This is a genomic window from Vibrio sp. 10N.261.46.A3 (assembly GCF_041472995.1).
GTDB lineage: Bacteria > Pseudomonadota > Gammaproteobacteria > Enterobacterales > Vibrionaceae > Vibrio > Vibrio coralliirubri.
This window is the reverse complement of sequence record NZ_JBFRRH010000046.1, coordinates 125,267-139,197: the sequence shown is the minus strand read 5'-3', so window position 1 is coordinate 139,197 and position 13,931 is coordinate 125,267. Positions and strand designations below refer to the sequence as shown.

General features: G+C 43.4%; 14 protein-coding genes. 10 read left to right on the top strand and 4 right to left on the bottom strand.

Annotated features, from left to right (window positions below):
• Positions 1 to 26: 26 nt before the first annotated feature.
• Positions 27 to 1,382: a hypothetical protein gene (locus AB4484_RS12555; protein WP_048612139.1), complete on the top strand. Its 1,356-nt coding sequence runs from the start codon at positions 27 to 29 to the stop codon at positions 1,380 to 1,382.
• 125 nt (positions 1,383 to 1,507) lie between these two features.
• Here the strand turns inward: AB4484_RS12555 and AB4484_RS12550 are convergent, their stop codons facing one another.
• Positions 1,508 to 1,993: a PaaI family thioesterase gene (locus AB4484_RS12550; RefSeq protein ID WP_048612140.1), complete on the bottom strand. Its 486-nt coding sequence runs from the start codon at positions 1,991 to 1,993 to the stop codon at positions 1,508 to 1,510.
• A gap of 176 nt (positions 1,994 to 2,169) precedes the next feature.
• On the bottom strand, positions 2,170 to 3,057 hold the full coding sequence (locus AB4484_RS12545; protein ID WP_372078471.1) for a putative PEP-binding protein: 888 nt from the start codon (positions 3,055 to 3,057) through the stop codon (positions 2,170 to 2,172).
• Positions 3,058 to 3,264: 207 nt separating this feature from the next.
• Between AB4484_RS12545 and AB4484_RS12540 the strand changes: the two genes are divergently transcribed.
• Positions 3,265 to 4,323 (top strand): 3-deoxy-7-phosphoheptulonate synthase, encoded by a 1,059-nt coding sequence (locus tag AB4484_RS12540; RefSeq protein WP_048615990.1) that lies wholly within the window; start codon positions 3,265 to 3,267, stop codon positions 4,321 to 4,323.
• 12 nt (positions 4,324 to 4,335) lie between these two features.
• Positions 4,336 to 4,818: a YajQ family cyclic di-GMP-binding protein gene (locus AB4484_RS12535; RefSeq protein ID WP_004733632.1), complete on the top strand. Its 483-nt coding sequence runs from the start codon at positions 4,336 to 4,338 to the stop codon at positions 4,816 to 4,818.
• A gap of 190 nt (positions 4,819 to 5,008) precedes the next feature.
• On the opposite strand, the gene AB4484_RS12530 is transcribed toward AB4484_RS12535, so the two are convergent.
• Complete coding sequence (locus AB4484_RS12530; RefSeq protein ID WP_017059700.1) at positions 5,009 to 5,950, bottom strand: bifunctional precorrin-2 dehydrogenase/sirohydrochlorin ferrochelatase; 942 nt, start codon at positions 5,948 to 5,950, stop codon at positions 5,009 to 5,011.
• 480 nt (positions 5,951 to 6,430) lie between these two features.
• Between AB4484_RS12530 and AB4484_RS12525 the strand changes: the two genes are divergently transcribed.
• The 6 genes from AB4484_RS12525 (at position 6,431) to AB4484_RS12500 (ending at position 12,072) form a co-directional block, all read left to right on the top strand.
• On the top strand, positions 6,431 to 7,459 hold the full coding sequence (locus AB4484_RS12525; protein WP_004733634.1) for an amino acid ABC transporter substrate-binding protein: 1,029 nt from the start codon (positions 6,431 to 6,433) through the stop codon (positions 7,457 to 7,459).
• Positions 7,460 to 7,530: 71 nt separating this feature from the next.
• On the top strand, positions 7,531 to 8,736 hold the full coding sequence (locus AB4484_RS12520) for an amino acid ABC transporter permease (RefSeq protein ID WP_061038970.1): 1,206 nt from the start codon (positions 7,531 to 7,533) through the stop codon (positions 8,734 to 8,736).
• 1 nt (position 8,737) lies between these two features.
• Positions 8,738 to 9,835 carry an amino acid ABC transporter permease gene (locus tag AB4484_RS12515; RefSeq protein WP_372078468.1) on the top strand — a complete coding sequence of 366 codons (1,098 nt, stop codon included), beginning with the start codon at positions 8,738 to 8,740 and terminating at the stop codon, positions 9,833 to 9,835.
• A gap of 22 nt (positions 9,836 to 9,857) precedes the next feature.
• Positions 9,858 to 10,622 (top strand): amino acid ABC transporter ATP-binding protein, encoded by a 765-nt coding sequence (locus AB4484_RS12510; protein WP_017059704.1) that lies wholly within the window; start codon positions 9,858 to 9,860, stop codon positions 10,620 to 10,622.
• A gap of 294 nt (positions 10,623 to 10,916) precedes the next feature.
• Positions 10,917 to 11,582 carry a Bax inhibitor-1/YccA family protein gene (locus tag AB4484_RS12505; RefSeq protein WP_017057206.1) on the top strand — a complete coding sequence of 222 codons (666 nt, stop codon included), beginning with the start codon at positions 10,917 to 10,919 and terminating at the stop codon, positions 11,580 to 11,582.
• Positions 11,583 to 11,742: 160 nt separating this feature from the next.
• Positions 11,743 to 12,072 (top strand): TusE/DsrC/DsvC family sulfur relay protein, encoded by a 330-nt coding sequence (locus AB4484_RS12500; protein ID WP_017057205.1) that lies wholly within the window; start codon positions 11,743 to 11,745, stop codon positions 12,070 to 12,072.
• 57 nt (positions 12,073 to 12,129) lie between these two features.
• Here AB4484_RS12500 and yccX read toward each other — a convergent pair whose 3' ends face one another.
• The gene (yccX, locus tag AB4484_RS12495) at positions 12,130 to 12,417 is read right to left on the bottom strand and encodes an acylphosphatase (protein ID WP_050621295.1); all 288 of its coding nucleotides are present in this window, start codon (positions 12,415 to 12,417) and stop codon (positions 12,130 to 12,132) included.
• An 88-nt stretch (positions 12,418 to 12,505) separates the two neighbouring features.
• Here yccX and AB4484_RS12490 point away from each other — a divergent pair, with 88 nt between their 5' ends.
• The gene (locus AB4484_RS12490) at positions 12,506 to 13,909 is read left to right on the top strand and encodes a methyl-accepting chemotaxis protein (protein WP_017068925.1); all 1,404 of its coding nucleotides are present in this window, start codon (positions 12,506 to 12,508) and stop codon (positions 13,907 to 13,909) included.
• Positions 13,910 to 13,931: the final 22 nt, after the last annotated feature.

The window sequence follows — 13,931 nt, the reverse complement described above, 5'->3', positions numbered from 1 at the left end:
ATATTTTTACATTCTAGGAGACATCGTTGATCACCGTTGATAAACAAGATGCGATAACACTTAAAATTAACCATGCCATGGCTAAGACAAAAAAGCTCGACATGGACGTTTATCTATTCATTCCCGGTGAACTTGGACTGACTCCTGAAGTGCTTTCTGAAAGTGCCTTTTTCTACAGCTCAATCACTCAAAAACGTGCCTACTACAGTGACAAAACACTTTTACCTTTGGTGCACAGTCGCTTAGCTAAGCGTGGACGATTGTCGATTACGCAGTATCGTGTCAGTTTGAGTTTGTTCGCCTATCAATATGTTATCGCGTTAGATAAAGCGGTAAGTAGCCTGAATAAGAATGATAGTGACGACGTAACGGCTGATGAAGTAGATGAAGTCATTGAACTGGCTTTAGATATCCTCAAGAAGCTTCGTCGTAGTATTCCCTATGAAGAAAACCTTAAGCGCTACTACGCCAACATTGATAACTATCTTTCATGGTACACAGAGCAAAAGTTCTTATCGCTGGTATCTCATATGCCACGTGGCAGCGAGTACTCCACAATTAAGGAGCGACTCTTAACGCTTTGTGATAAGGAAACCGCTCACCGCAAGCTCAACCGCTACAACTCAGCTAGGGTACGTGAAGACGTCACCCGTCTGAGTAACAAGATGCGACTGCTGCGACGTTTAATAGAACACCCTATTGTACTTAAAGAAAAGACGACATCGATGGGTAAGAACGTTAAGCGTGCAGTGAAAGGCATTGCGACCGGTTTGGTGATGGTGGTGGTGACGACAACCGTCATTTTGGCTCGTGATTTTCTTGGTGAGATTACGGCTTCTTTCATCGTGGCGATGTCATTCATCTATGCATTACGCGAAATCTTCAAAGATGACTTGAGAGACATCCTTTGGCGCTGGCTGCGTAAAGGCAAACCTAAATGGAAGCGCCGTTACTTCGACCCGACGACCAATAAATCTGTCGGTCATAAACTCGAGTGGTTGGACTACGCAAGCTTTTCTAAGCTAGCAGACCGTATTCAATCGATACGTAAGAAGCGTGTCGTTCAACGTGAAGAGCAGATCCTGCACTATCGTTCGCATACTGAGATGTCGACATCGACGTTCATGAGTGGTTATGAAGAGACTCGTGAAACGTTATCCATCAGCTTAAGAGCGCTGACACGATTGATGGATAAGGGTTCAAATAAGGTGTATCGCTTGAATGAAGGGCAAGTTAGCCGTGAATCGGTAGAAAAGCGCCACTTGCTCAACCTGATCATTAAAGAGAACAACCACGATAACGAACCGACCTATTACCGTTGGAAAATCGTAATGAACCGTTCAAAGATCGTCGATATCGAGCAAATCACTCAAGAATCTTAACTTTTCTACGGTGTGCAACACGGTATGTGGATATTCAATTCGCATACCGCTCTTCCACTTATTCACTTATTCACTTATTCACTTATTCACTTATTCACTTATTCAAGCTTCCATCTACTTCCGAGCTATTTCCTAGACGGGACTTTCTTGATCGAAAGCGTTAGCGTGAACTCGGCCATTGGCTCGTCGCCATGCAAAGATGGGCAAGTCGCGATAATGGTTACAGGTTGGTTTACACGCTCCCCAGTAGACATAGTTTCTTCTAGCATGGTGTTGATCAACTCACCATCGTTACAAGTGAAGTGTACATCGCCTTCTGGACGCTTTAAGAAGTTGCCCGTCACCTCTTTAAACGCCAACGAAATCTTTTCACCTTGCTGCTGAGATTTGCTCATCGCAAGAAAACCACCCGCCACGTCAGCACCCACAGCCAAAACACCAAAATACATGCTATTAAGGTGGTTCTTCGTTCGTCTTTTAAGAGGGATTTTGACCTCAACATGTTGGTTATCCAGGGCGAGCAATTTTGGTCTGCATAACCAGATCAAAGGCACTTTGAAAAAACCAAACATGCTCAAGTAGAAATTTGCTTTTTGTAGAGGGGTCAACATTCGGATTACCTAGTCAAATCAGTCATCAGACCAGTTAATCGATTAGCGATAGGGATGTCAAAAAAATGTTACAAAAAAGAGATATCATCGCATAATGATATCTCTTTCATTCTCAAAGCTTTAGTGCTTCAAATAAACGGATACAACCAGTTGATTTATTAAGACAACAAACCGATTTATGCAGTCACGACCGTTTCTACGCCTTCAAAATCAGCTATGTAACCTTGTAGACGTGGGTAATCCACTAAGCCTTGAGTTACTAGCAACACTGGCTTCTTCGCGTTCAGGGTTGCTTTAACAATCATATCCAACAAGGCAATAACCGCTTCGTTTTGTGGATCAAAAGCGTGTTGCTGAGCTTCATTGTGCTTGTCTACGCCTAAAGTGAAAGACGCTAAGCTATCTACATTCACAACAACACCATCGAAGTAATGCAGTAAACGTTCGCTCAGTAGCACTGCAGACGGCACATCGCACGAGAACAGTACTTTCAAACCATTAAGGCCACGTGGTAGCCCTTGCTCGGCAAGCAGGTCAATAATCTTAGCGGCATCGCTTAATGCTCGTACATAAGGCACAACCACTTCAACGTTAATGCCCTGCTCTCGCAACGTTTTAATTACCTGACACTCTAAAGCGAAAGCCTTGCTGTACTCTGGTGTCGCGTAACGAGCAACGCCACGAACACCTAGTGCAGGGTTAATCTCTTCAGCTTCACAGTTCCCGCCAAGCAGCGAGCGGAAGCCATAGCTATCAGCACTGCTTAATGCGATACGAACAGAAGTGTGATTTGGCTGAACGGCAGCTTGGATGGCAATCACTAAGGTCGAAACAAAATGCTCATCGACGGTTTTATCGCCAAGGATCGCATCTAAAGACGTTTTTTCAATATCAGTCAAAGTATCTAAGTGACTCTCGATACTTGGATGATAAAAGACACGATCCATCACCAATTCTGATAATGAAACGTATAAGTGGTTGGAATTATTATTATCGTTGTAAGAAGGCAGCACATCACCTAAGACAAGTTCTGGGTGCAAAGTGCTTTGATTTTCTTGAGTCATTGCTGCTCCAGCATTTTTATGTTGTGTTCAAACGAAAATACCGACAGCTGCCTGTTAATACAAGTGAAAATCCCTTATTTGACGCTGGCCTGCTGATAAAAATAAGAATATTAGCAATAACTGAGATAACTTTGACTCAATAGAGTTTATTCCTCTGTTCAATTCCGTTATCTTAACCACTTCGCAATAGAATAAAAAAGCTATCACATGCCATTAAAAACTGATGAGTTGAGAACCCAAGCTCTGGGTCCTATGCCAACTCCTGCCGAACTAGGCAATGCACACCCTATTACTGACGACGTTGCTGAGCGCATTAAAAATTCTCGCCGCCAAATCGAAGATATCCTAACTGGTCGTGATAACCGCCTATTAGTTATCGTAGGCCCTTGCTCTGTTCACGATACAGATGCGGCACTTGATTACGCTGAGCGCCTGAGCAAAATTCAAGACCAGTACAAAGATGAACTGTTCGTTGTAATGAGAACCTACTTCGAGAAGCCTCGTACTGTTGTAGGTTGGAAGGGTTTGATTACCGATCCAAACCTTGATGGTTCATACGCACTTGAAACGGGCTTAAACAAAGCTCGTAAGCTTCTGTTAGACATCAACAAGCTTGGCCTAGCAACAGCAACTGAATTCCTTGATATGATCACAGGTCAGTACATTGCGGACCTTATCACTTGGGGCGCGATTGGCGCTCGTACGACTGAATCTCAGATTCACCGTGAAATGGCCTCTGCACTGTCTTGCCCAGTTGGCTTCAAGAACGCGACCAACGGCAACATCAAGATTGCTATCGATGCAATTCGTGCAGCACATGCTTCACACTACTTCTACTCCCCAGATAAGAACGGCCGCATGACGGTTTACCGTACTTCTGGCAACCCATACGGTCACGTTATTCTACGTGGTGGTGATAAAGGCCCTAACTTCGACGCTGAATCTGTAGATGCTGCGTGTAAGCAACTGGCTGAATTCGACCTGCCTCAACGTTTGGTTGTAGACTTTAGCCACGCTAACTGTCAGAAACAGCACCGTAAGCAGTTAGAAGTTGCACAAGACATTTGTGAGCAAATTAAATCTAACAAGAACCAAATTGCAGGCATTATGGCAGAGAGCTTCATTATTGAAGGCAACCAGCCAATGACAGACATCAACAACCTAGAATATGGCAAGTCGATTACTGACCCATGCCTAAGCTGGGAAGATACTGCAACAATGCTAGACATGCTTGCAACAGCAATTAAAGATAGAAACTTAGCTTAAGGAAACAACACAATGCCATCATTTGACATTATCTCTGAAGTAGAAGCAGTAGAACTGCGTAACGCAGTAGACAACGCAAACCGTGAACTATCGACTCGTTTCGATTTCCGCGGCGTTGAAGCAAGCTTTGATTACAAAGATGAATCAGTAAAATTGACTGCTCAAGACGATTTTCAACTGAAGCAAATGCGCGATATCCTTCGCAGCAACCTAACGAAGCGTAATGTTGATCCTAACGCGATGGAAGCGAAAGCGGCAGACCAAACAGGTCGCACTTGGCACCAAACGGTTATCTTTAAGCAAGGCATTGAAACTGATGTCGCTAAGAAGATCGTTAAGCTAATCAAAGACAACAAAGTCAAAGTTCAAGCTTCTATCCAAGGCGACAAAGTTCGTGTAACAGGTAAGAAGCGTGATGACCTACAAGCTGTTATGGCTCTAGTTCGCAGCGGTGAACTTGGTCAACCTTTCCAGTTTGACAACTTCCGCGACTAATTATTGAGTTTGAGCGACCGCCTATTTGGGTTACTCATTCATCAGCACAATGTCGTGTTTGAAATAGCAAAAAGCCACTTCTTTAAGGGAAGTGGCTTTTTATTTATCTGGTCCAGTTTTAGTTTTATTCCAAGCCTCTAGCCGATTTAAAACAACCAGAAAGCTCTCATTTCAACTAGAAGCAACTGCCTCAACTGAGTACTTGGGCTGCTGACAATTTTAGGTCTTTGCCGACCAACAGGTTAAACTCTACGCTTGCTGGTGGAATAAACACACACACTCGTAATTTCTCTGCTCTTGCTTGCTCAAGCTTTGTTGATAGTTCTCCGCTGTTGGCGTAGCTCTCTCTTTCTGCATCTCGGCGGCACAGATCGATAAATTCAAATGGACAATCGCTCGGTGAAAGTACGAGCTCTGCCTCCTGCATCAAACGTAAAGCCTTCATAGACAGCAGCTCGACGTCTTGCTCGAATTCAATCCAAGTGACCTGCCCTTCGCTATCAATGCCTTCGGTTAACGCTTGCTGGTAGTAAGACTCTAACTGCTCTCTGTCATTCACCTGCTCGATAAAGCTGGATGACAAGAAACGCTCCCAAAACTTACGACGCTCGTCGACGGTTGGGAATGACTCTTTGATTGAATTGCGTTTTGATGCACCGAAGTCTGCTATCAAACCTATGTTTTGTGGCAATACCGTTTCGAGTTTTTCTCTGATATTTCTCACTAAAACAGGTGATGCACCGCCACTAGAGATGGCAATTTGGATTCTGCCGCGATTTATCATCGAAGGTGTGATGAAATCGCAGTAAGGAAGATCGTCAACCACATTGACTAAAATACCTAGTTTTTTCGCATCATTATACACTTGGTGATTCAAGCTTGGATTGTCTGTTGTGGCCCAAACCTGCAAGTAATTTTTCGATATGATCTGTGACGAATAAAAGTTTTGAACCCAGTGAAGTTTGTTCTCGTCGACAAGCTGCTTTAAGTAAGGCGCTACCTTGGGAGACACCAAAGTCACATCCGCTCCCGCTCGTAGTAAGCTATCGACTTTACGGCAAGCAACCTCACCCCCACCAACCACTAAGATTGGCTTATTTTCTACATCCAAAAACATTGGGAAATAACGCATGTTCTTCCTTGAGACTACTTCAATAACTATTCAGCCATGCTACCAAATTTGGAGCATATTCATAACTATCGAAGTGCAATAAAAATATTTATTGACCAAATTTCAACATTTCTTAAGTTTAATATTTCATCATTGTGATGTTGATTCAGAATATTTATCTAGTCGATTATCAATATAAAAATCTAAATCTCGTTGCACCAACAGTGTGAACCGTTGCACTATTTACATTCACTTAACATTTGGTCATTCTAATTGTGTTCGGATTTGTGATTTCATTCAAAATTCTTTTTAAATTATACATTTGTGAAACTACGGATCCTTTCCTAACCTTATAAACAGTTGTTTAAATCGCACACAGTTTCATTTGCAAAATGCAACTCGCTTAATTTGAACAACAAGGTCATAGAAAACGCAACACATAAGAGAAACTCAAACGAGCACGAGTATCAGGTGTCACCTGGTTAACAAGGAAGGATACAAATGACAAATAAACTAACACTTCTTGCTTCAGTAGTAGCTGCATCAACTGCGATGATGGCAACATCGGCATCAGCGGCAGAAAGCACTCTGGACAAAGTCACATCTCAAGGTTTTCTAACTTGTGGTGTAAGTACCGGTCTTCCAGGGTTCTCTAACCCTAACTCAAAAGGTGAATGGGAAGGAATTGATGTTGAGTATTGTCAAGCTCTTGCAGCGGCTGTACTCGGTGACAAGACTAAAGTTAAGTATGTACCTCTAACAGCAAAAGAGCGTTTTACTGCGCTTCAATCTGGCGAAATCGACGTACTATCTCGTAACACAACATGGACATTACATCGTGACACTGCTCTAGGTCTGAACTTCGTAGGCGTTAACTACTACGATGGTCAAGGCTTCATGGTTAAGAAAGAACTTGGCCTAACAAGTGCTCAAGAGCTTGATGGCGCTTCTGTATGTGTTCAATCAGGTACAACAACTGAACTTAACCTAGCCGATTACTTCCGTAACAGTGGCATGTCTTACAAGCCAGTGGTATTCGATACGGCAGCACAAACATCTAAAGGTTTCGACGCTGGTCGTTGTGACGTGCTAACGACCGACCAATCTGGTCTATACGCACTTCGCCTAAACCTCGCTGACCCTAAATCTGCACAAGTACTTCCTGAAATCATCTCTAAAGAACCTCTAGGTCCTGTTGTTCGTCAAGATGATGACAAATGGTTTAACGTTGCTAAGTGGACACTTTCAGCAATGATTAACGCGGAAGAATACGGTATCTCTTCTAAAAATGCAGACGAAATGCTTAAGTCAAAAGATCCAAACATCAAACGTATTCTTGGTGTAGACGGTCCTAAAGGTAAAGGCCTTGGCATTCGTGACGACTGGGGTTACCAAGTAATTAAGCAAGTTGGTAACTACGGTGAGAGTTTTGAGCGTACTGTTGGTACAGGTTCTCCACTTCAAATCTCTCGTGGCGTAAATGCATTATGGAATGCGGGCGGCTTTATGTACGCTCCACCAATCCGTTAATAAATTTTCAAGCATCAATTAGGGCGGAGTTTTCCGCCCTATTTATTAAATGGATTTGAGGTTATAGTAGTATGAAACCTAATGAAACTATTTCTCCAGCTCAGGCAAAGCCACAGCCCAAAAGTGCCAACTTATTTTACAACCCCACTTTTCGCTCCATCATTTTCCAAATTATCGCCGTCGGGGCGCTTTGTGCTTTCTTTTACACGATTGTAAATAACGCACTCACTAACTTAGATTCCCGTGGTATCACCACTGGTTTCGATTTTCTCTCGCAAGAAGCTGGTTTTGGTATCGGCTTAACATTGATTGAATACGACGAGACCTTCTCATACGGTCGTACATTCTTTATAGGTCTTCTCAATACCGCTTTAGTTTCAGTACTCGGCATCATGCTAGCGACAGTGCTGGGCTTTAGTATGGGTATCGCTAGACTATCTTCAAACTGGCTAGTTAGCCGATTTGCAGCTGTCTACATTGAGATATTCCGAAATATCCCTCTTCTATTACAAATCTTTTTCTGGTACTTCGCCGTTCTACAAGCCTTGCCTTCTGCTCGTCAAAGTATGAGCCTAGGTGAAGCAATTTTCTTGAACGTACGTGGATTGTACTTCCCTGCTCCAGTCTTTGAGCAAGGCAGTAGCATTGTCATCGCATCATTGATTGTCGGTATTATCGCTACGTTTATTATCAACATCTGGGCTAAGAACAGACAGAAACTGACCGGCCAACAAACGCCGATGTTGCGAATTGCCGCTGCGTTGATTTTAGGCTTACCGTTGGTAACTTACTTTGTTATGGGCATGCCTATCTCTGCAGATTACCCTGTGTTGAAAGGGTTTAACTTCAAGGGTGGTGTTACCATAATCCCTGAGCTTGCTGCATTGATGCTCGCGTTAAGTATCTACACAGCAGCGTTCATTGCTGAGATTGTTCGTTCAGGTATTAACGCGGTAAACCATGGGCAAACTGAGGCTGCGATGTCTCTAGGCATCCCACGTTCTAGAACTTTAAAGCTTGTTATTATTCCACAAGCATTAAGAATTATTATCCCACCACTAACCAGTCAGTATCTAAACCTGACTAAAAATTCATCACTTGCGATGGCCATTGGTTACCCTGATCTTGTCTCTGTATTTGCAGGAACAACACTGAATCAAACTGGACAAGCTATCGAAGTAATCGCGATGACAATGGGCGTCTACCTAACCTTGAGCCTATTAACGTCTGCTCTAATGAACATATACAACCGCAAAGTAGCGTTGGTGGAGAGATAAGATGAGTACACATCAATTTCAACCTGATCTTCCGCCTCCAGCGAATACCGTTGGGCCAGTCGGTTGGTTAAGAAAAAATCTATTTAATGGACCTGTTAACAGCGTCGTCACTGTGATTCTTGCTTACTTTGCTTTCACCCTATTATGGGCAATAGCGGATTGGGCATTCATCAGTGCCGACTGGATAGGAACCACACGCGATGCCTGTACTAGCGAAGGCGCTTGTTGGGTTTTTATCAGCGTTCGTTGGGACCAATTCATGTATGGCTTCTACCCAGAAGCTGAACTGTGGCGACCTCGCCTCTTCTACGCAACGTTGGCCATTTTTGTAGCCTTACTGGCTTATGAAAAAACACCTAAACGCGCGTGGATTTGGTTGTTCTTCGTCAACATCTACCCATTTATCATTGCCGGCTTGCTATACGGTGGCGTCTTTGGGTTAGAAGTTGTTGATACCCATAAATGGGGCGGCCTATTGGTTACACTGGTCATCGCACTTGTTGGTATTGTAGTGTCACTCCCTATTGGTGTTGCACTTGCTCTTGGGCGTCGCTCAGAGATGCCGATCATTCGCAGTATGTGTACCGTATACATCGAAATTTGGCGTGGCGTACCGCTCATTACAGTTCTATTCATGGCTTCAGTAATGCTGCCACTCTTTTTATCAGAAGGGACAGAAACCGATAAGCTGATTCGAGCACTTGTTGGGGTAGTACTATTCAGTGCAGCCTACATGGCCGAAGTAATTCGTGGTGGTTTACAAGCAATACCAAAAGGCCAATACGAAGCGGCTGATGCTCTGGGGTTAAGCTACTGGAAAAAGACTGGGCTTATCATTCTACCTCAAGCTCTTAAGATCACGATTCCTTCAATTGTGAACACCTTCATTGGTTTGTTTAAAGATACCAGTCTCGTTTTGATTATTGGTATGTTTGATGTACTAGGGATTGGCCAAGCCGCAAATACCGACCCTGAATGGCTTGGGTATTCAACAGAAAGTTATGTATTTGTCGCGTTAGTGTTCTGGGTGTTTTGTTTTGGCATGTCGAGATATTCGATATGGCTAGAAAACAGACTTCACACCGGTCACAAACGATAATTAACAAGATCAAGGACGTATTATGACGCAGCAGACAGAAAACAACTCTCAAGGTCTTATGATCGAGTTGAAAGACATGAACAAATGGTACGGTGAATTCCACGTACTTAAGAACATCAATCTAGAAGTTAAAAAAGGCGAGAAAATCGTTATCTGTGGCCCTTCAGGCTCTGGTAAATCAACGATGATCCGCTGCATCAACCGATTAGAAGAGCACCAAAAAGGTCATATCTTCGTTTCAGGTAATGAATTAACGGAAGATCTAAAGAACATCGAAGCTGTTCGCCGAGATGTCGGCATGTGTTTCCAGCACTTCAATCTGTTTCCACATCTGACGGTATTAGAGAACTGTACTCTGGCCCCTATCTGGGTCAAAAAGATGCCAAAAGAAGAAGCCGAAGCGATTGCAATGAAGTACCTAGAGCGCGTAAAAATCCCTGAGCAAGCGGACAAGTTCCCAGGCCAGCTCTCAGGTGGTCAACAACAGCGTGTAGCTATCGCTCGCTCTTTGTGTATGAACCCTCAAGTGATGCTGTTTGATGAACCCACGTCGGCGCTCGATCCAGAAATGGTTCGTGAGGTGTTAGACGTAATGGTTGAACTTGCAGAAGAAGGCATGACGATGCTTTGTGTAACACACGAGATGGGCTTTGCTAAAGAGGTCGCGGATCGCGTTATCTTCATGGATGCTGGTGAAATCATAGAAGAGAACAACCCTGTCGATTTCTTTGAAAACCCACAATCAGACAGAACGCAGAACTTCTTAAGCCAAATCTTACACCACTAATGTGTTATGATGCATAAACTACAGAGGCGGCTTAGGTCGCCTCTTTATTTTTCAAATTTATAGATAGTTTTTAAAGTTTTAAGTAACTGAATAGAACGCCCAAAGGTTGACCATCGTATCTTAGCTATACTCAATTACAGTCTAAAGAAATACTTTGTTACACCTTCAGAAACACTTAACCGACTATTTTGATTATTATTTTACGTATACAAGAGGAATGAGAGACTTGATTTTTCGAACTTTCACCCCCATAAATGTACTAATAACTATTGAAGTCACCTTACGAGGAAGATTATGAACAGCCCTATGTTTTCACGCACAGCATCTCAAGAAAGTGCTCTGCAAACCAATAAAGTGTTGCGTAACACCTACGCATTACTGTCTATGACACTACTTTGGTCTGCTGTTGTAGCAGGCGTATCCATGGCGATGAACCTTCCTCGCCCGGGTCTTATTATCATGCTAGTTGGCTTCTACGGCCTACTTTTCCTAACAGAAAAGAACCGTGACAACAGCATGGGTCTAGTCTTCACATTCCTATTTACGGGTTTCTTAGGCTACACCATCGGTCCAATCTTAAACATGTACGTTGGCGCGGGTATGGGTGATGTCATCCTAACTGCACTTGGCGGTACAGCACTGGCGTTTATGGGCGCATCAGCTTACGCACTAACAACTAAGCGTGATCTGTCGTTCCTTAACGGCATGCTATTAGCTGGTTTCGTAGTACTACTTGTAGGTATGGTTGCAAACATCTTCCTACAAATGCCTCTACTATCATTGGCAATGAGCGGTATGTTCATCCTGTTCTCGACTGGTGTTATCTTGCTTACAACGCAAAACATCATTCGTGGCGGTGAAACAAACTACATCTCTGCAACGATCAGCTTGTACGTATCGATCTACAACATCTTCATCAGCCTACTAAGCATCCTAGGCATCATGGGCAGCGACGACTAATCGTTCCCATAATTGAAGAATATCTAGCCCAAGAGCCTATCTCTTGGGCTTTTTTGTATCTATAAGTGCGATATTTCATTGGATAACTACAATTTCTGTTGAGAAAGACAAACTTGGTCATGTACCCTATCCGCATAGTTAATTGGATTCTGGATTAAACATGTTTGAATATAACGGCAAGCAAATCGAAACCGACGCTCAAGGCTACCTATTGGATTACACGCAATGGGAAGAAGGCATGATTGAAATTCTTGCTCAAGACGAGGCGATTGAACTTACAGATGCACACTTAGAAGTCGTACATTTTGTAAGGAGCTTTTACGAAGAGTTCAACACCTCACCAGCGGTTCGCATGCTCGTTAAAGCAATGGAAAAAGCCCACGGCCCAGAGAAAGGCAATAGTAAGTACCTTTTCAAGTTATTCAAAAAAGGCCCAGCAAAACAAGCAACCAAGCTCGCCGGTTTACCTAAACCAGCAAAGTGCTTGTAAAACCTAACCCGCTTTAGGTCATTAAGTTACGTTCAATATAAATACTGTAGTGCCATACTACAGTATTTTAAACGCCCCTACGCGTACGTCCTGGCGCTCACTCTCTTTCACTTGATGCATAACAACATTTTCTACTGTTGCGCTCGAAGGGCCAATATTGAGCCAAGCATGTAACTTCTCTATTTGTTGACTCTCTCCGACAGCTAATACTTCAACTCGACCATCATTTAAGTTCTTCGCATAACCTGAGAGCCCCATAGCTTGCGCCTGCCTGCTAGTGTGGTAACGAAACCCAACACATTGAACTACGCCTGACACGACAAAAATATATTGTGAACTTTCCATAACGTTGCCTCATAAATTATATGAATGATATAGTCGAGCTTCTATTCATTCACCGCTTATTGGTGGACTTACTTCGAGTATAACGATTATGAAAGAAATCCCATTTCGTTGGATTGACAAATATCTCATTCACCTAAAAATCCAAGAAAAGTTCTATCTACTCTTCTTATTACCTCTTCTCGCCCTGGTTATATTAACTCTCGTTTTAGATAGCGCCGCGGACTCTTTGCTTGCTCACCTTTATCAAGAAGAAATGCTCTTGATGAAAGGGCTTATCGAAGCTGGTCAACTCACTAAAGATCAAGTAGCTCAGCTTGTCAGCAGTTCTGAAACCATCTCTTTAGGCTACGGTGCTGGTTCTGTTTCAGTAATGAATGGTGCGTTCAGCCTAGTTGCCAACCATGACCAAAACCTTTGGTCTGCTCTATCGACAACTCAGGTTTCTATCATCGCTGTAACCCTAACGCTTATCGCACTAGGTGTTTACTACATTATGACCTTCATCGGCGGCGCGATGTTCTCTATGAACAAAGCTCTGAACACCCTAGCGAATGGCGACTTAACTTGCCGCATGAACTACTTCTTGGTTCGTGACGAGTTCAGTGAAATCGCGATTACAATCGATAAAGTCGCTGAACGTGAACAAAACATGGTTCTATCAATCCAAGAGTCTGTCGCTCTCATGCAGCAGATCAGCTCGGACTTGAACCAGTCAACACAACAAAGTTCAGACATCTCAGGTAACCAACAAGAACACCTGAATAGTTTGGCAAGTGCGACGGAACAAATGGCGGCTACCATTCGTGAAGTCGCTACCCTTGCTCATGAGTCTAGTTCACAAACGATGGACGCTCGCGGCGTTGCTCAGAGCGGTCAAGTCAAGGTTTCAAATACACTGGAGTCTATCTCTAGCCTATCTCAAGAGATCCAGTCCGCTTCACAAGCAGTAGAAGAACTGGATGCCAACGCGGCGCAGATCGATGAAGTAGTCACAACCATCAACGGTATTTCTGAACAGACTAACCTGTTGGCGTTGAACGCCGCTATCGAAGCAGCACGTGCTGGCGAGCAAGGTCGTGGATTTGCTGTTGTTGCCGATGAAGTTCGTGCCCTTGCCGGTCGTACTCAACAAGCAACGGTTGAAATCCAAAGTATGATTGAGTCGTTACAACGTAATAGTCAATCACTGACCAAGCTGATGGAAGTCACGGTGAACAATGCTAATGAAGGCCAAACACTGATGTCAGAAGTGAACGTTGAGATCGGTTCATTAGCGGAAAAGAACCAATCTATTTCTGATAGCAGCACTCAAATTGCTACCGCGGCTGAAGAACAAGGCGTAGTCGCTGACAACATTGCACAGAGTGTTGAAGAGATTCGTCATCAATCAGACAGCATCTGCGAGATGATCAGTAAGAGTAATTCCAATGTTGACCAACTTCGTAAACAAAGCGATACGATGGAAGGTTTGCTGACAGGTCTTAAAGCTTAATACTGCTCTCCAACTACAATGT